The organism is Mycobacterium persicum, from assembly GCF_002086915.1.
GTDB classification, from domain to species: domain Bacteria; phylum Actinomycetota; class Actinomycetes; order Mycobacteriales; family Mycobacteriaceae; genus Mycobacterium; species Mycobacterium persicum.
This window is the reverse complement of record NZ_MWQA01000001.1, coordinates 1,117,370-1,135,341: the sequence shown is the minus strand read 5'-3', so window position 1 is coordinate 1,135,341 and position 17,972 is coordinate 1,117,370. Positions and strand designations below refer to the sequence as shown.

Sequence of the window (17,972 nt, the reverse complement as noted above, 5' to 3'; positions counted from 1 at the left end):
AACCTTTGCTTGGCTAAGCACCTTACCCTTAGTGCACGTGACCGTTCCTCGGGGGTGCCGGTCGGATACCCGGGTTCAGTGCTAGCGCGCCACCCGGCCGGTGATGGGCGGCAGATCGGCCAGCGTCACGATCCCCGGTCTGGCGGCCACCACCGCCGGAACCGCGTTGGTGACCGGCATCGCCGTGTAGATCATGCCCAGGCCCATGAAACCCGGCTCCGTCCAATCCTTCGGCGGCAGGCAGTGCAGCACGGTGCGCATGTTCGGCAGGCCGAAGACCTGGATGACGTGACCGTGCTCCAGCGGTTTGGGCGGCACCACGTGGTTGCCCATGGTCCAGTTGAATCCGACGCTGACGACGTTGCGGTCGCCCTGCCAGCCGCGGTGGTAGCCGTACACGCTGCCGACCGTGCCGGCGGGGATCGTCATGAAGCCCAGGTCGGTATCTGCGGTGGCCGCGGTGAAGGTGACGTCGAAGGTCATCCTGTCCAGCTTGGCCCCGATCGCGTCGGCCATCATGGCTGCCGATTCGGCGAAGACCTCGCTTTCGGCACGCACACTCTCGGCCAGGCCCGGGGTGTCGGGGTCCCGCGAAAAGCCCATCGCCGTCTGCGTTTCCGCCGATTCGTAGGTGGAACAGTCCACGGATTCGGTGATGCGGATTTCGTCGACGCGTTCGCACGCGGCGCTGAGCACCATGCCGACCATGTTGGTCATGCCGGGATGCGCTCCACTGCCGAAGATCGTCGAGCCGCCATGCTCGCAGGCAGCGATGATGCGGTCTCGATCCTGCGGCGTCTGCTTGCCGCCGGTGATCCAGGCGGCGCTGGTGCACACGTTGACACCCGCTTCCAGCAGACGCACCAGATCATCGATGTTGGGCCACAACGGGTTATAGCAACACGCGTCGGCGCCCAGCGCCAGCAGCGCGTCGACGTCGTCGGTGGCGTGCACTCCGGTCGGCTCGGGCCAGCCCGCCAGGTCGGCGGCGTCCACACCGACTTTGTCCGGCCCGTGGGCATACACCCCGACGAGTTGCATGTCGGGCCGGTCGATGATGGCGTGCAGCGATCGCCGCCCGATGTTTCCGGTGGTCCACTGGATCACCCGCAGCGGGCGGTCTGTGTTCATCGAGGGCTCCTTTGCCGGGTGCGATTGGACCATTATTGCCGCGATATTCAGATGCGCGGGGGCGCGGGTATGTGCCAGAGTCGGTTTCGTGACCGTCGCCGTGCCAAAGGATTTACCGACATCCCTGATACTCCGTAGCCCAACGGAGGACGACTGGCCGTCAATGTACTTCCTGGCGGCCGCCAGCTTTCCGGACTTCATGGGTCCTCGTCCGGCCAACACCTGGCGCAGTCTGATACCCGCTGACGGTGCAGTGGTGGTTTGCGACGGTTGCGACATCGTGGGCATGGCGCTGTACCTGGATCTGCGGTTGACGGTTCCCGGCGGCGCGGTGCTGCAGACCGCCGGCCTGAGCTTTGTCGCGGTCGCGCCGACGCATCGCCGTCGGGGCGTGTTGCGCGCGATGTGTGCCGAATTGCACTGGCGTATAGCCGATTCGGGGTACCCGATGGCGGCGTTGTATGCCAGCGAGGGTGGTATCTACGGCCGGTTCGGCTATGGGCCTGCCACCGTACTGCAGGAGTTGACCCTCGACCGGCGTTTCGCCCGGTTCCACCTCGACGCACCCGACGGCGGAAGGGTCCGGTTGGTTAACCCCGCCGAGCATCGCGACGAGTTCGCTGCGATCTACGAGCGCTGGCGCCAACAGGTGCCCGGCGGGCTGGTCCGTCCTGACGTGCTTTGGGAAGACGCGCTGGGTGAATGCACGAATTCACCACGCGGTGACGCAAGATTGTTTGGCTTCCTGCACACCGACGGCTATGCGTTGTATCGGGTGGACGCCTCGGATCAGAAGTTGGCGCGGGTCGAGGAGCTGCGTGCTGTAACCGCCGACGCGCACATCTCCTTATGGCGTGCGCTGCTCGGGCTTGACTCGATGGAGCGAGTCAGAGTTATCACCCATCCGGACGACCCGCTGGCGTTCCTGCTCACCGATACGCGTCTGGCCAGCCCGACATTTCGCCAAGATGGTCTGTGGCTGCGAATTATGGATATCCCGGCCGCGCTCGAGGCGCGCGGCTATTGTGCCGACCTCGCCACAGTGATCGGCGTATCTGATGGGGGTCGATATCGGCTGCAGATCCGGGACGGACGTGCCAGCTGTAGCCCGACGGATGCGGCGGCGGACGTCGTGTTGGGTCGCGACGTGCTGGGCAGCCTGTACCTCGGGGTGCACCGGGCGTCCACGTTGGCCGCGGCGAACCGGTTGCGCACCAAGGACTCTGGCTTGGTGAGTCGGCTCGATGCAGCGTTTGCCAGCTACGTCCCCGCTCAAACGGCGTTCGAGTTCTGAAGGACCCGCCAGAGCTGCTTACCACAGTCGCTCGCGGCCTCAGTTGCGCGGCCGGTCAGCGATCCGAAAATCCTATGGCCCCATGATGGCCAGGCCCCAACCGAGGTGGCCGTGCCATACGGTGGCGATGCGACCGCCTTGGACCGCGGGTTTCGGGTCCGAGATCGGACCACCGGCCGCTCGGATCGCGTTCACGCTGCCATCCAGGTCAGGAGAACGCAATGCCAGCCCGATCAGCGCCGGCTCCGCGCCGCTGGCCACCACCTCGATGAATGCCTCACCAACACGATAGAACGCCATTTCCGGACCGTCTGGCCCGCGCGGATGAAAACGCCGGCGCGGCGGGGTGCCCAATGTCGCTGTGAGAGCGGAGATTCCGACGTCCAAGTCTGGCACCGTATACACGACGTGGTCGACCTGGGTCACCCCACATGGGTGCACGGCACCGGTCATCGCCGGCCGGACCGTCGTCGGTATCCCGAGAATCGCTGCGTCGTCGTGGGTTTCGTCGAAACCCCAGCAACGCTCGTCGGTGAGTGTACAACACACCCGACCGATCCGGATGTCACCATCGTCGACGGTGAATCCGAGTGTGATCCATGCCTGTTCATCGCCGGGCACGCCGAGCCAGGTCAGTGTGGCCATCTCGCCGAACCTTGCCCACCCGGTGCAATCCGGCGACTCGCTACGTCGGTCCGGCCAACCGTGTCGATGCCCGAATCAAAGCCGGACAAGCTCGTAGTCGCCGAGGTGGTCGATAAGGACGTGCAGGTGGTCCTGGCCGGAACCCAGAGTGTGCTCGATCGCGGTGAGTCGGGCCGCGTAATGCCCCACCGGATATTCCGCGGTCATCCCGATGCCGCCGTGCAACTGAATCGACTCCTGCGCGATGTGCCGAGCGGACCGGCCCACCTGCAACTTCGCCCGGGACGCGATCAGCGGGTCGAGGTTGCCGTCGGCGATCGACATCGCTGCGTAGAGATCCATGCTGCGGGCCATCTCCAGCGACACGTACATATCGGCGGCCCGCTGGGTCAGCGCCTGGAACTTGTTGAGCGTGACGCCGAATTGCTTGCGGGTCTTGAGGTAATCGGTGGTCAGGCGCAGGGCTTCGGACATCGCGCCGACCGCTTCCGAGCACAACGCCGCCTGGATACGAATGATGGCGTCACGGATCGCCGATGACGCGTCTTCAGCGGCCTCACCCAGAGGTTCAGCGGGCGTCTGGTCCAGATCGACCTGGGCGCCCCGGTGGCCGTCGAACGTCGGGTACGGGTGGCGGGTGACGGCCTCACCGTCGACCAGGAACAACCCTGCGCCACCGTCGGGCAGCGCGGCGCTGACCACCAGCGTGTCGGCGCAGTCGCCGGCCATCACCGGATTCTTGCGTCCGCTGAGCAGCCACAAATCTCCTTGGCGTACAGCGTGAGTAGAGATATCGGCGGATGGCGTCCGGTGGCCGGGCTCTGAGTGCGCGAACGCCAGCAGCAGCTGCCCGGCGGCGACGTCGTCGAGCAGCTGTAGCTGTGCGTCGTTGCCCAGCTCGGCGATGAGCGCTCCCGGGGCCAACGCGGCATGCACCACGGGTTCGGGCGCCAGCCGCCTCCCGACTTCGGTCATCACCACCATGATCTCGATCTGCCCGGACTCGGCAGGGTCGAATCCGAGGCTCAAGATCCCGGTGTCGGCGAGTTGACTCCAGACCTCGCGGCTCCACCCGAGATCGGTGCCGATGACCTTGTTGCGGCTCTCCGCGTCGTAACTGCGCGACAGGAGGTCGCGGGTGGTGTCGCGCAGCAGCGTCTGTTCGTCGCTCAGCTGAAAATCCATGACTGCCTCACAATCCGAGAATGGTGGACGCGATGATGTTGCGCTGCACTTCGTTGCTGCCGCCGTAGATCGACGTCTTGCGGTAGTTGAGGTAGCGGGACGCGCTGGTTCGTGCCCATGGCGGCGAAGCGATCTCGTCGCCGTGGGAGCCGTCTGCCGGTAGCGCATCGGGACCGGCCACCTCGACCAGTAATTCGGTGGCGATCTGCTGCAGTTGGCTGCCGCGCAGCTTGAGCACCGACGACGCCGGATTCGGCTTACCGTCTGCGGAGTCCGAGACCACCCGGGCTTGGGTGAGTTCCAGTGCCAGTAGCTCGTTTTCGGCTTCGGCGAGCCGCGCCGCAAACAGCGGATCAAGCAGCAAACCCGTCTGCGCGGCATGTTTTTTCACCTCGGCCAGGCGCACCTTGGTACGGCCCACCCCGGCGATTCCGGTGCGCTCATTGCCCAACAGGAACTTCGCGTAGGTCCAGCCCTGATTCTCTTGTCCGACAAGCTGGTCGGCGGGCACCCGAACGTCGGAGAAAAACACCTCGTTGACCTCGTGGCCGCCGTCGATCGTCTTGATCGGGCGCAGGGTAATGCCGGGCGTGGCCATGTCGGCGAGCAGAAACGAGATGCCGGCCTGCCGTTTGGGCGCCTGCGGGTCGGTGCGCACCAGACAGAAAATCCAGTCCGCGTATTGGCCCAGCGTCGTCCACGTCTTCTGCCCGTTGACGACATAACTGTCGCCGTCGCGGACCGCGGTGGTGCGCAGCGAGGCGAGGTCGGAACCGGCCTCCGGCTCGGAGAAGCCCTGACACCACCAGATGTCGATGCTGGCCGTCGGCGGCAGGAACCGCTGCTTGATCTCCTGGGAGCCGAATTCGGCGATCACCGGCCCCACCATCTTGGTATTGAAGTTCAGCGGCTCCGGGACACATGCGAGTTGCATCTCGTCGGCCCAGATTTGGTGCTGGGTGGGTGTCCAGTCCTTACCGCCCCATTCGACCGGCCAATTCGGTACCGCCAGCCCGTGATCGTTGAGGATCTTCTGGCAGCCGACGATGTCATCCTTGCTCAGCGAGTCGCCGCGGCGCACCCGGTCACGAATGTCTTGGGGGATCCGCGTGGTGTAGAAAGTGCGAAGGTCGTCGCGGAAGGCGGCTTCGTCGGTCGTCAGCGCCAGCTTCATCGGTAGCCTCCTGTGTCGGGTGACCGCCGGTGCGTGCCCCTCGTGGAGCTGGAACCATCCGCATGGCCACCGGCAATCCTGCCCTGCACGTTAGGCGTCGGGTGGTGCCGAACGTCAACCGGGGTGGCGCGGCAGCGGTCGGCTCCGGTCGTCGCCACCACAGGGAGCCGGCGAGCCAAATCTGATACGTCGCGGGCGGTACGGACGGCACGGATGAAGTCATGCATTCACAGCCCTGGTTTCATCCACAGACAGGCGTCGCGACGCGGTGGACGGGATCGTGATGACGGTCCAGGCACCTACCGTCGGCGCCATGCGAACTGAACTGCCTGCCGAGCGCTTGCATCGCCGCCTCGGGGCGGACCCGGATTGCCGGCCGGCCGCCAACCCGGCCACCGTCGAAGCCGAGGGCGCCGATGAAGGCCCGGACGACGACCCGAACTCGCTGTTGCCACGCTGGCTCCCGGCGACTACCGGAAGCCGTGGGTGGCTGGCCAAGGTGCGCGCAGACCCGGGACGTGCCGGTGCCATCGCGTTGGCGCTGGTCGCCGCCCTTGCGGTACTAGTCACCGTCTTCACGTTGCTGCGCGACCGGCCTGCTCCGGTGATGTCGGCCAAACTTCCCGCGGTGGAACGGGTTTCACGGCCGTCGGGAAGCGGCCCGAGACCGTCGGCGACCGCGGGGCAGCCCCCCGGCCCGGACCTGCCGGTGGTGGTCAGCGTCGTCGGACTGGTGCACACCCCGGGTCTGGTCACCTTGGCTCCGGGTGCGCGGATCGCCGACGCCCTGCAGGCCGCCGGCGGCGCGGTCGAGGGTGCGGACACCATCGGCCTGAACATGGCTCGCCAGCTGGTCGACGGGGAGCAGATCGTGGTCGGGCTGGCGCCGATCCCTGGTCAACCGATCACGCTGCGCAGCTCGATCGGCGCGGGCACCCCGGCGCCGGGACCGGCCACCTCCGGTGTCCCTCATCCGGGCCCCCAGCCAAGCTCCAAGCCGGCCGAGGTGCTCGACCTGAACACCGCGACCGTGGAGCAGCTGGACACGCTACCGGGCGTCGGCCCGGTCACCGCCGCCGCTATCGTCGCGTGGCGGCAGGCCAACGGCAGGTTCACCAGCGTCGACCAGCTCGCCGACGTCGACGGCATCGGCCCGGCGCGGCTGGAAAAACTGCGGTCGCTGGTCCGTGTCTGACACCGGTGCACCCCCTGACCGGGCCCGTCGGCCCCGTTCCCGGCGCCGCGGCGCGGCTGGACGTGCGCTTGGTGCCGGCCGCGCTGACCAGTTGGGTGGTGACCGCGGCGGGGATCGAGTGGCCGGTCGGCCGGCCGTGCGCGGCCTGCTGCCTGATGGTGGCTACCGGCTCGGCTGCGCTGTGGTGGCACGCCGCGCGCCGGCCGAAGTGCCCGCCCCGACTGCGCGCCGTCAGCGCCGCCCTGGTGGCGGTCGGGGTGGTGGGCGCCGGGTATGGATTCGCGATCGCGTTGCGAGCCGATGCGGTCGGGCGCCACCCGATCAGTGCGGCGTTCGGGACGTCCGTGCCGGTGACCGTCACTCCCAGCGAAACCGCCCTGTCGCTGGGGGCCGGCCGATTGATGTTCCGGGCGACCATCCAGCGGCTGCGGGACGGCGAAATATCGGGCCGGGTGGTCGTTTTCGGGCGAGCATCGGAATTCGGCGAGCTGATGGCAGGCCAGCCGGTGCGGTTCACCGCGCACATCACCCGGCCGACGCGCCGGGACCTGACGGTCGCGGTACTCACCGCGGTGGACCGGCCGCCAACGGTATGCGCGGGTCGTGCGGGCGCGGTGTACCGGGCCGCGCACACTGTGCGCGGCCGGTTTGCCGCCGTGGTTCGGGAGGTGTTGCCCGGCGATCAGGCCGCGATGCTGCCCGCGCTGGTGCTCGGTGACACCTCGGCAGTCGGCTCGGTGACCGGCCGGGAATTCCGCGCGGCGGGGATGACGCATCTGACGGCGGTGTCGGGTGCCAACGTCACCATCGTGTGTGCGGCAGTACTGTTTTCGGCGCGGCTGATCGGACCGCGCGCGGCCGTCGGGTTGACCGGGGGAGCGCTGGCGGCATTCGTCGTCGTGGTGCAGCCGACGGCCAGCGTGTTGCGGGCCGCCGTGATGGGCGCGATCGGCCTGGCTGGGATGCTGTCTTCGCGGCGGCGACAGGCGATTCCGGCGCTGTCGGCCACCGTGCTGGTGCTGATGGCCACGGCACCCCAGCTGGCCGTCGATATGGGCTTCGCGCTGTCGGTGGTTGCGACGGCCGCGCTGGTCGTCATCGCTCCGCAATGGTCGCGCCGCTTGGTCGCGCGGGGATTGCCCAAACCGCTGGCGGATGCGCTGGCGGTCGCCGCCGCCGCGCAGGTGGTGACGGCTCCGCTGGTCGCCGCGATCTCGGGCCGATTCAGCCTGGTCGCGGTGTTCGCCAACCTCGCGGCGGCAGCGGTGATCGCCCCGATCACGGTGCTGGGCAGCGGGGCAGCCGTGCTGGCCGTCCTGTGGCCGGCCGGGGCGCAGCTGTTGATCCGCTTCACCGGGCCGGAGATCTGGTGGGTGTTGCGGGTGGCGCATTGGGCGGCCGGCGCGCCGATGGCAACGGTGCCGGTCCCCGACGGCCTGGCCGGTGCGCTGCTCGTCGGCGGCGTCACCGTGCTGGCGGTTGCACTGTGGCGATTCCGGTGGTTTCGTGTCGCGACGAGTTGGGCGCTGGTGGCCGCCCTGGGATGCCTTGTGGCCTGGTCGCTGGCGGGTCTGGTCGGCCCCACGTGACACCATCGTGGGGTGAGCGAGATTTCGCCGTTGCATTTGGTCCTGGGCGACGAAGAACTGTTGGTTGAGCGGGCGGTTGCGGAGATACTGCGGTCGGCGCGGCAACGCGCCGGCACCGCAGCCGGTGCCGGCCCGGGCGCCGATGACGTGCCGATCAACCGCCTGCGGGCCGGCGACGTCAGCACCTACGAGCTCGCCGAGTTGCTGAGCCCCTCGCTGTTCGCCGACGAGCGGATCGTCGTGCTGGAGGCCGCCGCAGAGGCGGGCAAGGATGCCGTCGCGATGATCGCGTCGACTGCTGCCGACCTGCCATCGGGCACCGTGCTGGTGGTGGTGCACTCCGGCGGCGGACGAGCCAAAGCCCTGGCCGGCCAACTGCAGTCGCTGGGCGCGCAGGTGCATCCGTGCGCACGGATCACCAAGCTGACCGAACGCCTCGACTTTGTCCGCGGTGAATTTCGTTGTCTGCGCGTCAAAGTCGACGACGAGACCGTGGCAGCCTTGCTCGACGCGGTCGGTTCGGATCTGCGTGAACTCGCCGCGGCCTGCTCGCAGTTGGTCGCCGACACCGGTGGTCACGTCGACGTGGCGGCGGTTCGCCGCTATCACAGCGGCAAGGCCGAAGTGAAGGGCTTCGACATCGCCGACAAGGCCGTCACCGGCGATGTGGCCGGAGCCGCCGAAGCGCTGCGCTGGGCCATGATGCGCGGCGAGCCGCTGGTGGTGCTGGCCGACGCGCTGGCCGAAGCGGTGCACACGATCGGCCGGGTGGGGCCGTTGTCCGGCGACCCGTATCGGCTGGCGTCGCAACTGGGCATGCCGCCCTGGCGGGTACAGAAGGCGCACAAGCAGGCGCGGCGCTGGTCACGCGACAAGGTGGCGACGGCGATGAGGCTGGTCGCCGAGCTGAATGCCAACGTCAAAGGGGCCGTGGCCGACGCCGACTATGCGCTGGAATCCGCGGTGCGGAAGGTGGCCGAGTTGGTCGCCGACCGCAGCTGAGGACTCAGCCGAGCTTGTTGAGGGTCCGCGCCAGGGCCGACTTCTTGTTGGCCGCCTGGTTCTTGTGGATCACGCCCTTGCTGGCCGCCTTGTCCAACTTGCGGTTGGTCGACACCAGCAGCTCCGCGGCCTTGTCTTTGTCGCCGGCGTGCGCGGCCTCGCGAAACGCCCGGACAGCGGTACGCAGCGACGACTTCACCGACTTGTTGCGCAGTCGGGCGCGTTCGTTGGTCCGGTTGCGCTTTTGCTGCGACTTGATATTGGCCACGCGTTGATTCCTTATGTCGATTCGGGGATTGCTCGGGCGCCCCTGTCGCCCGACAACGACTGCTCAGGTTAGCAGTCGGTTACGTTTTCGCCCAAAAGACCAGTCCCTGGCCTGCTGAAACGCCCGAAGTGAGGCAGCATGACACGGGTGAGTCTTTCTGACCCGATCGAAGCGACCAGGCGGCGATCATCCGCCCGTTCGGAGCGCATCTTCGACGGCTATCACAAGTCGGACGGTTCGGGCGCTTATGCCTTGGCCTTCGACGAGATGTTCGACGCGCAGGGCAACGTTCGTGGCCCCTATAAGGGCATCTATGCCGAGCTGGCGCCCACCGACGCATCGGAGCTCAAAGCGCGAGCCGATGCGCTGGGCCGGGCGTTCATCGACCAGGGCATCACCTTTTCGCTGTCGGGCCAGGAGCGACCGTTTCCGCTGGACCTGGTGCCCCGGGTGATCTCGGCTACCGAGTGGACCCGGCTGGAACGCGGCATCATCCAGCGCGTCCAGGCCCTCGAGCGCTACCTCGACGACATCTATGGTGACCAGGAAATCCTGCGCGACGGCGTGATCCCACGCCGGCTGGTGACCTCGTGCGAGCACTTCCATCGCGAGGCGGTGGGGATCGTTCCGCCCAACGGGGTGCGCATCCATGTGGCCGGCATCGACCTGATCCGCGACGATCGCGGCGACTTCCGGGTGTTGGAGGACAACCTGCGCTCGCCGTCGGGCGTGTCCTACGTGATGGAGAACCGGCGCACCATGGCGCGGGTCTTTCCCAACCTGTTCGCCACCCACCGGGTCCGCGCGGTCGACGACTATCCGGCGCACCTGCTGCGGGCACTGCGCAACTCGGCGGCCACCAACGAGGCCGATCCCACGGTGGTGGTCCTGACCCCCGGGGTCTACAACCCGGCCTACTTCGAGCATTCACTGCTGGCCCGCCAGATGGGTGTGGAGCTGGTCGAAGGCCGCGACCTGTTCTGCCGTGACAACCAGGTGTACATGCGCACCACCGAGGGCGAGCGCCAGGTCGACGTCATCTACCGGCGCATCGACGACGCATACCTGGACCCGCTGCAGTTCCGCGCCGACTCGGTGCTCGGGGTGGCGGGCCTGGTCAACGCCGCCCGCGCCGGCAATGTCGTCATCTCCAGCTCGATCGGCAACGGTGTCGGCGACGACAAGCTCGTCTACACCTACGTGCCCACCATGATCGAGTACTACCTGCGCGAAAAGCCGCTGCTGGCCAACGTGGAGACCTATCGGTGCTGGCTAGAGGACGAACGCGAAGAGGTACTCGACCGAATCGACGAGCTGGTCCTCAAACCGGTCGAGGGCTCCGGCGGCTACGGCATCGTCTTCGGCCCGCAAGCCTCCGAGAAGGAGCTGGCCGCCGTCGGCAAGAAGATTCGCGACAATCCCCGTAGCTGGATCGCCCAGCCGATGATGGAGCTGTCGACGGTGCCGACCCGGATCGAGGGCTCGTTGGCGCCGCGCTACGTCGACCTGCGGCCGTTCGCGGTCAACGACGGCAACGACGTCTGGGTGCTGCCGGGCGGACTGACCCGGGTAGCTCTGGTAGAGGGCTCCCGCGTGGTCAACTCCAGCCAGGGCGGCGGATCCAAGGACACCTGGGTGCTGGCGCCGCGTGCTTCGGCGGCCGATCGTGAACTGGGCCGCGCGCAAGTGGTGCGGTCGCTGCCGCGGGCGGTGCCCGAGCAACCGCCGACCGACCCACCCCGCAACGAACAATCCCAGCAACAGCAGAAAGCGACCGACTGATGCTCGCGCGCAACGCAGAAGCGCTCTATTGGATCGGCCGCTATGTCGAGCGCGCCGACGACACGGCGCGCATCCTGGATGTCGCGGTGCACCAACTGCTCGAGGACTCCAGCGTCGACCCCGACCACGCCTCCCGGCTGCTGCTGCGGGTGCTCGGCATCGAACCCCCCGACCACGAGCTCGACCTGTGGTCGCTGACGGACTTGGTAGCTTTCAGCACCACCGCCCAGGGGGGCTCGTCGATCGTCGGGGCGATCTCGGCGGCGCGGGAAAACGCCAAGTCGGCGCGCGAAGTCACCTCCATCGAAATCTGGGAGTGCCTCAACACCACCTACAACGCGCTGCCGGAACGCGAGCGAGCCGCCAAACGTCTTGGGCCACATGAATTCCTGTCGTTCATCGAAGGCCGTGCGGCGATGTTCGCCGGGCTCGCCGACTCGACGCTCTCCCGCGACGACGGCTACCGATTCATGTTGCTGGGCCGCGCCATCGAGCGGGTCGACATGACCGTGCGCCTGCTGTTGTCGCGGGTGGGCGACAGCGCCTCGTCCCCGGCGTGGGTCACCTTGCTGCGCTCGGCCGGCGCGCACGACACCTATCTGCGGACCTACCGCGGGGTGCTGGACGCCGGACGGGTGGTCGAGTTCATGATGCTCGACCGGTTGTTCCCGCGTTCGGTGTACTACTCGCTGAGGCTGGCCGAACACAACCTCGAGGAGTTGCTGCACAATCCGCAGAGCCGAATCGGGGCCACCACCGAAGCGCAGCGGCTACTCGGGCAGGCACGCAGTGAACTTGAGTTCGTGCAGCCCGGTGTCCTGCTCGAATCCCTCAACAACCGGTTGGCGGCCCTGCAACGAACCTGCCGGGACGTCGGAGAAGCGTTGGCCCTGCAGTACTTTCACGTATCGCCGTGGGTGGCCTGGACCGACGCGGGGCAGCGTGGCCAACTGTTCGGCAGGCAAGGGGAATCCTGATGTGGCGGATGCGGGTGGTACACACCACCGGGTATGCATACCAGTCGCCGGTCACGGCGTCCTACAACGAGGCCCGGCTGACACCACGCTCCAACACCCGCCAAAACGTCATCCTCAACCGTGTCGAAACCGTCCCGGCCACCCGGTCCTACCGCTACATCGACTATTGGGGCACCGCGGTGACGGCCTTCGACCTGCATGCGCCGCACACGCAGCTGACGGTCACCTCGTCCTCGGTTGTCGAGACCGAGCGCCCCGAGCCGCCGACGGCCAAGACCAGCTGGGAGGAGCTGCGCTCGGTGGCCGTGATCGACCGGTTCGACGAGGTGCTGCGCCCCACCTGGTACACCCCCGCTGGCAAACGCGTCGCGGCCGTCGGGCGGCGGATCACCAAGTATCACGACCCCGCCGAAGCTGTCGTTGCCGCATCCCGTTGGGCCCGAAGCGAATTGGACTATATTCCGGGTACCACCGGTGTCTACTCATCGGGACTCGACGCGCTGGAGCAGGGCCGCGGCGTCTGCCAAGACTTTGTCCACCTGACGCTAATGGTGTTGCGCAGCATGGGAATTCCCGGACGCTACGTATCCGGATATCTGCATCCCGAGCGCGACGCCGTGGCCGGAAAAACCGTCGCCGGACGTAGCCATGCCTGGATACAGGCTTGGACGGGCGCGTGGTGGAACTACGACCCCACCAACGACACCGAGATCACCGAGCAGTACATCAGCGTGGGTGTCGGCCGGGACTACAGCGACGTGTCTCCGCTGAAGGGTATCTACTCCGGACTGGGTGCGACCGACCTCGACGTGGAGGTGGAGATCACCCGGTTGGCTTAACCGTCCGGACCGGGATTTCCCGCCCAGCCGATTACCCCGGCGGTGCCGCCACCCCCGCCCTTGCCCGGCGGGCCGGCGCCGAAACCGTGTCCGCCGGCGCCGCCGTTGCCGCCGTTGCCGATGAAAAAGGCGTCCCCACCGTTTCCGCCCTGGCCGCCGGCCACGCTGTTGATGTTGCCCGCGCCGCCGGCCCCGCCGTCGCCGGCACTGCCGATTACCCAGGCGCCCGCTCCACCCTGGCCCCCGTAGCCGCCGCCGGAGCCACCGTGTCCGCCCACCCCGCCGAGGCCAAAGAGCACGGCGGCGCCGCCGGTCCCGCCGGCGCCGCCGGAGGGGAACAGGGCATAGTTGCCGATCCCGCCGTTGCCCCCAGCGCCGCCGAACCCGAAGATCGTCGCCGCCCGACCGCCGTCCCCGCCCTGCCCGCCGAAAACGGTGCCGCCATCGCCGCCCACGCCGCCGGCCCCGCCGCTGCCGATCGCGTAGCCGGCGGAACCGCCGTTCCCGGCGGCTCCGCCGGTGGCGCCGCCGTTGCCGCCGCCACCGCCGACGCCACCGTTGCCGAAAAGCGCTCCGCCACTGCCGCCGTCGCCGCCCAGGCCGCCTTGGCCACTGAGGTTGAAAGTGTTGTCGCCGCCCTGGCCGCCGGCCCCGCCGCTGCCGAACAGCCAGGCGTCGCCGCCGAACCCGCCCATGCCGCCGATGGTGGTGGCAGCCACCCCGGCCCCGCCGGTTCCGCCCGCCCCGCCGTTGCCATACAGCAGGCCGCCCAACCCGCCGTTGCCGCCGCTGCCCGCGAACCCGGCACCGACGGCCGCGCCGCCGGTGCCCCCGGCGCCGCCGCCGCCGATCAGGAAGGCGTTGCCACCCAGCCCGCCGCTGCCTCCGGTGCCTCCGGTGCCGCCGGTGCCGCCGTTACCGATGAGGCCGGCGGCCCCGCCGTTGCCGCCGGCGACGCCGGCCAGCGCGCTGTTGCCACCCCGGCCGCCGTTGCCATAGAGCAGTCCGCCCGGCCCGCCGGGCTGACCTATTCCGCCGACGGTCCCGCCGTCGGCGCCGTTGCCGATCCACGGGCGGCCGAACAGCGCCAGGGCGGGCGCGTTGATCAGATCGAGCAGGTTCTGGGCGCTGGCGGCCTCGGCACCGGCGTAGGCCGCCCCGCCGGCGGACAGGGCCTGCACTAGCCGGTCGTGAAACGCCGCCATCTGGGCGCTGATGCCCTGATAGCCCTGAGCCTGAGCCGCGAAGAACGCCGCGACGGCCGCTGACACCTGGTCGGCGGCGGCCGCCGGCACGCCGGCCGTCATGGCCGCCGCGTTGACGTTGGCCTGGCCGATCGTCGAACCGATTCCGGCCAATTCGGTGGCCGCCGCAGCGATTGCCGCCGGACCTGCGATCACATACGACATGGCGCACCTCTGAGATCGAGCGAGATCAAGAGCACTGGTCGGAGACTGGATCGTATCGCGGTGCGAGCCCAAGTCCGTGCATTACGGCCCGTTATTGCCGGGGGTGCACCTCGACTCGGTGCAGATCGTCGCCGAGCTCGATCGCTCCGCTGAACTCGGTCGCGGCAAAAGCCCGCCACTGGTCCTCCTGGCCTGCCACGATGGCCGGCACGTAGTGTGTCATCACCAGGGTCCCCACCCCGGCGCGGTTCGCGGTTGCCGCCGCCTCCTGCACCGACGAGTGATAATCGCAGACATCTTTGACCCGCTGCTGCGGGACATGGGAGAGGATGTCCTTTCGAATAACGGTGTGCACCAAGGCATCTGCGCCGGTGGCCAGCTCGTCCAGGCTGGCGCACGGCACGGTGTCGCCGGCCAACACCACCGAGGCGCCGCCGGATTCGATCCGGAACCCGATCGTCGGCGCCACCGGCCGGTGATCGGTGGGCGCCACCCGGATCGTCACTCCTTCGCGGTCCCACACGGTGGCGTCGGTGTATTCGTGGACCTCGACCGGCGGCGGTGCGTTGAGATCGGCGTGGTGGGCGATGCGGTAGCCGATGTCGTGCCCGAAGGCCCGCAGCGTCGCCGCCACCACCTCGGCGGTGCCCGGCGGCCCGATGATCTGCAGCGGCGGGGGAGCGGGAGCGAAGTTGGTGACCCAATTGGTGATGATCACGTCGCCGAGATCGGCGATGTGGTCGCTGTGCAGATGAGTGAGCAGCAGCGCCGACAAACCGGCGGCGCCCACGCCGACAGCGGCCGCGCGCTGCAGAACACCGCGCCCGCAATCGATCAAGAACACCTGCCCGCCGGCCCGCACCAAGGTGGCCGGCCCGGCGCGGTTCGGGTCGGGAATGGGGCTGCCGGTGCCCAGCAAGGTGATCTCGATCATGGCGACATCCTTACCAGCCGGGGCCCGTGCGCTGCGGCGCAACCCGGCGATTCGCGCGGCGGGCCACCGTCGTGTTGGGGTGGCGGCTTTCCCGCCGCGCAAGTTAGCCGTAGCCTGGTGTGAATCGGGTCACTACCGGCGGGAGGCCTCAATGCGGATCGCGGACGTCTTGCGGAACAAGGGGGCAGCGGTGGTGACGATCAATCCCGACGCGACAGTGCGGGAACTGCTTGCCGGTCTGGCTGAGCAGAACATCGGCGCGATGGTGGTGGTCGGCGCGGAAGGGGTGGTCGGCATCGTGTCGGAACGCGACGTGGTACGCGAGTTGCACACCCACGGCGCCAGCGTGTTGTCTCGTCCGGTCTCCAAGATCATGACCAGCGACGTCGCCACCTGTACGAAATCGGACACGGTAGACAGCCTGAGCGTGCTGATGACCAATAACCGGGTGCGTCACGTACCGGTGCTCGACGGCAAGAAGCTCATCGGCATCGTCAGCATCGGTGATGTGGTGAAGACCCGGATGCAGGAACTCGAGGCCGAACAGCAGCAGCTGCAGTCCTACATCACGCAGGGCTAGCCAGGCCCGGCCTCAGCACGTGTTTGGGAAGGTGTCGGCGCGCCTTCGTGACCGCATCGGTTGCGCGTAGCGTCAACTGCCGCATGACTTTCCGCCGTGGAAGACGGTGTCCTGATACGTCAAGGCCTGGATTGATGAACGGCGTCACCGACCGAATCCACGACGCGCTGCGCGAGGCGGGGCGCGACGGCGCCTGGGGCCACCCGATGGCCAGCGCCGGGATCGTCGATGCCCAATCGGTAAGGGCGCCGACACCGCCGGGAAGGGCAGCCGCAGTGGCCGCATTGTGCGGTAAATCGTGCGGAAAGACAAGGGGCAGTGCACCTTTGAGGTGTTGTCCCGCCGCTGCGCAGTGGAGCGCGCACGTTGTCTTGGTTGGTGCGCTGGCGCCGCCCCGTGACTACCAGCGCCTGGGGCCAGCCTTCCCAGCGGAACGCCACGGCGAAAAATCGTGTGGAATTTCGCCGTGGGGTTACAGTCGCGATGGTTGGTCGCCCTCACGCCAGGAGTATTCGGTACGCAACCCGGCGGCGGGGCCACCGAGCCGACCGAGCCGAGCGGAGCGAGCTTAGCGCCGAGCGCCAAAACCGACTGCGCCGATTGCCGCCACCGGCGAGCCTGAGCGAGAATTGGCTCTCGCTTTTGGGATTGGCCGATCGACTGACTAACGGTATTTGTCGGTTGGATGAGTTTCGCCAATGAGCCGCTTGCACCCGCGACAAAAGTCAGGACGCCATGTTCGGCCACCCAATTCCTGATCAGATGTTCTCGAACGCTATTGTCGAGACCACCTTGGTGGCGGGGGCAGAGCCCTACAGGATGAGTTGTGTCATTTGTGACCATTGTGCCGCAAGCATTGGAATGCGCCGCAACCGATTTAGCTGCAATCGGTTCGGTGTTCAGCGAGGCAGCCGCTGCCGCGGCCATCCCCACCACCGGGCTACTGCGCGCCGGTGCCGACGAGGTGTCGGCGGGATTGACAGCCATATTGACGAGCCACGGCCGGGCTTGGCAGACATTGAGCAAACACTACGAATGGCTTCACCAACAATTCGTTGACCTGCTCAACGGAAGCACCGAGAAATACTGGGCCACCGAGATCGACAACGCCGCGCAGAATGCAATCAACACCGCCAACGCCGACAGCGAGTGGCTGCTGGGGCGTCCGATGATCGGTAATGGCGTCAACGGGCTCAATGGGACCGGCCAAAACGGCGGGGCCGGCGGATGGCTGTGGGGCAATGGCGGCAACGGCGGATCCGGGGCAGCAGGCCAAAACGGCGGCAACGGCGGCGCGGCCGGACTCTTCGGCCACGGCGGAGCCGGCGGAACCGGCGGAACCGGCGCGAACGGCGGCACCGGCGGCCATGGCGGACTACTGGTTGGCGGCGGCGGCGTCGGCGGCGCAGCGGGTGCAGGCGGCGGTACCGCAGGCAGTGGCGGAAACGGCGGAAATGGCGGAGCAGCCGGACTCATCGGCGACGGCGGCGCAGGCGGCGCCGGGGGTAACGGCTTGTTCGGCGGAAACGGCGGTGCCGGCGGCCAGGGGGGCTTACTGGCTGGCAACGGCGGTGTAGGCGGGGCAGGCGGGACCAATCCCGAAAGTGGCGGCGTCGCTGGCAACGGCGGAAACGGCGGAGCAGCCGGACTCATCGGTAACGGCGGAAACGGCGGTGCAGGCGGCGCCGGCGGGGCCGATCCGTTCTACAGCGCAACCGGCGGGGCAGGCGGGGCCGGCGGCCGCGGTGGCCTGCTAATAGGAAACGGTGGCGCAGGCGGGGCAGGTGGGTCCTCTGGCGTATGGGGCCAAAGCGGTGGTGCCGGCGGTAACGGCGGAAACGCTGGACTCATCGGCAATGGCGGAAACGGCGGCGCGGGCGGCAACGGCGGGGGGGGGGGGGAAGTCACCCGCCAAGGGGGGACGAGGGGGGTGGCCCGCGGGAACGGGGGGGGCCCCCGGGTGGTCGG

Annotated in this window: 15 protein-coding genes and 1 pseudogene; 9 read left to right on the top strand and 7 right to left on the bottom strand. The window is 68.2% G+C overall.

Annotated elements, in window-relative coordinates; translation table 11 throughout:
* Window positions 1-81: 81 nt before the first annotated feature.
* Entirely contained in the window at window positions 82-1,131 is a 1,050-nt protein-coding gene (locus tag B4U45_RS05045; RefSeq protein ID WP_083153230.1) for an NAD(P)H-dependent amine dehydrogenase family protein, read from the bottom strand.
* Between the two features lie 100 nt (window positions 1,132-1,231).
* On the opposite strand from B4U45_RS05045, the gene B4U45_RS05040 reads away from it, so the two are divergent.
* A complete protein-coding gene (locus tag B4U45_RS05040; RefSeq protein WP_075549379.1) occupies window positions 1,232-2,425 on the top strand; it encodes a GNAT family N-acetyltransferase in 1,194 nt (397 codons plus the stop codon).
* A 72-nt stretch (window positions 2,426-2,497) separates the two neighbouring features.
* On the opposite strand, the gene B4U45_RS05035 is transcribed toward B4U45_RS05040, so the two are convergent.
* From B4U45_RS05035 to B4U45_RS05025, 3 genes are all read right to left on the bottom strand, one after another.
* Window positions 2,498-3,070 carry a VOC family protein gene (locus B4U45_RS05035; RefSeq protein WP_075549368.1) on the bottom strand — a complete coding sequence of 191 codons (573 nt, stop codon included), beginning with the start codon at window positions 3,068-3,070 and terminating at the stop codon, window positions 2,498-2,500.
* Window positions 3,071-3,145: 75 nt separating this feature from the next.
* Window positions 3,146-4,255 carry an acyl-CoA dehydrogenase family protein gene (locus B4U45_RS05030; protein WP_075549367.1) on the bottom strand — a complete coding sequence of 370 codons (1,110 nt, stop codon included), beginning with the start codon at window positions 4,253-4,255 and terminating at the stop codon, window positions 3,146-3,148.
* Between the two features lie 7 nt (window positions 4,256-4,262).
* Window positions 4,263-5,429, bottom strand: coding sequence for an acyl-CoA dehydrogenase family protein (locus tag B4U45_RS05025; RefSeq protein ID WP_075549366.1), 1,167 nt, complete (start codon window positions 5,427-5,429; stop codon window positions 4,263-4,265).
* 313 nt (window positions 5,430-5,742) lie between these two features.
* On the opposite strand from B4U45_RS05025, the gene B4U45_RS05020 reads away from it, so the two are divergent.
* The 3 genes from B4U45_RS05020 (at window position 5,743) to holA (ending at window position 9,215) form a co-directional block, all read left to right on the top strand.
* Window positions 5,743-6,624: a ComEA family DNA-binding protein gene (locus B4U45_RS05020; RefSeq protein WP_075549378.1), complete on the top strand. Its 882-nt coding sequence runs from the start codon at window positions 5,743-5,745 to the stop codon at window positions 6,622-6,624.
* A gap of 62 nt (window positions 6,625-6,686) precedes the next feature.
* On the top strand, window positions 6,687-8,213 hold the full coding sequence (locus B4U45_RS05015) for a ComEC/Rec2 family competence protein (RefSeq protein WP_083153241.1): 1,527 nt from the start codon (window positions 6,687-6,689) through the stop codon (window positions 8,211-8,213).
* A 30-nt stretch (window positions 8,214-8,243) separates the two neighbouring features.
* Window positions 8,244-9,215 carry a DNA polymerase III subunit delta gene (gene holA / locus B4U45_RS05010; RefSeq protein WP_116671301.1) on the top strand — a complete coding sequence of 324 codons (972 nt, stop codon included), beginning with the start codon at window positions 8,244-8,246 and terminating at the stop codon, window positions 9,213-9,215.
* 4 nt (window positions 9,216-9,219) lie between these two features.
* On the opposite strand, the gene rpsT is transcribed toward holA, so the two are convergent.
* Window positions 9,220-9,483, bottom strand: a complete 264-nt coding sequence (rpsT, locus tag B4U45_RS05005; protein WP_075549364.1) for a 30S ribosomal protein S20 — start codon at window positions 9,481-9,483, stop codon at window positions 9,220-9,222.
* A gap of 138 nt (window positions 9,484-9,621) precedes the next feature.
* On the opposite strand from rpsT, the gene B4U45_RS05000 reads away from it, so the two are divergent.
* From B4U45_RS05000 to B4U45_RS04990, 3 genes are read left to right on the top strand one after another with little or no spacing between them, the layout of a single operon-like run.
* On the top strand, window positions 9,622-11,265 hold the full coding sequence (locus B4U45_RS05000; protein WP_075549363.1) for a circularly permuted type 2 ATP-grasp protein: 1,644 nt from the start codon (window positions 9,622-9,624) through the stop codon (window positions 11,263-11,265).
* Window positions 11,265-12,242 carry an alpha-E domain-containing protein gene (locus tag B4U45_RS04995; protein ID WP_075549362.1) on the top strand — a complete coding sequence of 326 codons (978 nt, stop codon included), beginning with the start codon at window positions 11,265-11,267 and terminating at the stop codon, window positions 12,240-12,242. The genes B4U45_RS05000 and B4U45_RS04995 overlap by 1 nt, the downstream gene beginning before the upstream one ends.
* The gene (locus B4U45_RS04990; RefSeq protein WP_075549361.1) at window positions 12,242-13,081 is read left to right on the top strand and encodes a transglutaminase family protein; all 840 of its coding nucleotides are present in this window, start codon (window positions 12,242-12,244) and stop codon (window positions 13,079-13,081) included. The genes B4U45_RS04995 and B4U45_RS04990 overlap by 1 nt, the downstream gene beginning before the upstream one ends.
* Here B4U45_RS04990 and B4U45_RS04985 read toward each other — a convergent pair.
* Together B4U45_RS04985 and B4U45_RS04980 are read right to left on the bottom strand one after the other, a co-directional pair.
* A pseudogene (locus B4U45_RS04985) lies at window positions 13,081-14,490 on the bottom strand (PE domain-containing protein); the annotation flags it as partial. The gene B4U45_RS04990 and the pseudogene B4U45_RS04985 overlap by 1 nt on opposite strands.
* A gap of 91 nt (window positions 14,491-14,581) precedes the next feature.
* Window positions 14,582-15,424 carry a ribonuclease Z gene (locus B4U45_RS04980; protein ID WP_219859341.1) on the bottom strand — a complete coding sequence of 281 codons (843 nt, stop codon included), beginning with the start codon at window positions 15,422-15,424 and terminating at the stop codon, window positions 14,582-14,584.
* Window positions 15,425-15,575: 151 nt separating this feature from the next.
* On the opposite strand from B4U45_RS04980, the gene B4U45_RS04975 reads away from it, so the two are divergent.
* Window positions 15,576-16,004 carry a CBS domain-containing protein gene (locus B4U45_RS04975; RefSeq protein WP_075545209.1) on the top strand — a complete coding sequence of 143 codons (429 nt, stop codon included), beginning with the start codon at window positions 15,576-15,578 and terminating at the stop codon, window positions 16,002-16,004.
* 826 nt (window positions 16,005-16,830) lie between these two features.
* On the top strand, window positions 16,831-17,972 hold a 1,142-nt coding region (locus B4U45_RS29780; protein WP_219859340.1), incomplete at its 3' end, for a PE family protein.

What these genes read in the sequence shown, in the direction of transcription:
- B4U45_RS05035 (WP_075549368.1), bottom strand. Translation starts at nt 3,070, where the DNA reads ATGGCCACACTGACCTGGCTCGGCGTGCCCGGCGATGAACAGGCATGG.
- B4U45_RS05030 (WP_075549367.1), bottom strand. Translation starts at nt 4,255, where the DNA reads ATGGATTTTCAGCTGAGCGACGAACAGACGCTGCTGCGCGACACCACC.
- B4U45_RS04980 (WP_219859341.1), bottom strand. Translation starts at nt 15,424, where the DNA reads ATGATCGAGATCACCTTGCTGGGCACCGGCAGCCCCATTCCCGACCCG.
- B4U45_RS05025 (WP_075549366.1), bottom strand. Translation starts at nt 5,429, where the DNA reads ATGAAGCTGGCGCTGACGACCGACGAAGCCGCCTTCCGCGACGACCTT.
- B4U45_RS05000 (WP_075549363.1), top strand. Translation starts at nt 9,622, where the DNA reads ATGACACGGGTGAGTCTTTCTGACCCGATCGAAGCGACCAGGCGGCGA.
- B4U45_RS05020 (WP_075549378.1), top strand. Translation starts at nt 5,743, where the DNA reads ATGCGAACTGAACTGCCTGCCGAGCGCTTGCATCGCCGCCTCGGGGCG.
- B4U45_RS05045 (WP_083153230.1), bottom strand. Translation starts at nt 1,131, where the DNA reads ATGAACACAGACCGCCCGCTGCGGGTGATCCAGTGGACCACCGGAAAC.
- B4U45_RS04975 (WP_075545209.1), top strand. Translation starts at nt 15,576, where the DNA reads ATGCGGATCGCGGACGTCTTGCGGAACAAGGGGGCAGCGGTGGTGACG.
- B4U45_RS04995 (WP_075549362.1), top strand. Translation starts at nt 11,265, where the DNA reads ATGCTCGCGCGCAACGCAGAAGCGCTCTATTGGATCGGCCGCTATGTC.
- B4U45_RS04990 (WP_075549361.1), top strand. Translation starts at nt 12,242, where the DNA reads ATGTGGCGGATGCGGGTGGTACACACCACCGGGTATGCATACCAGTCG.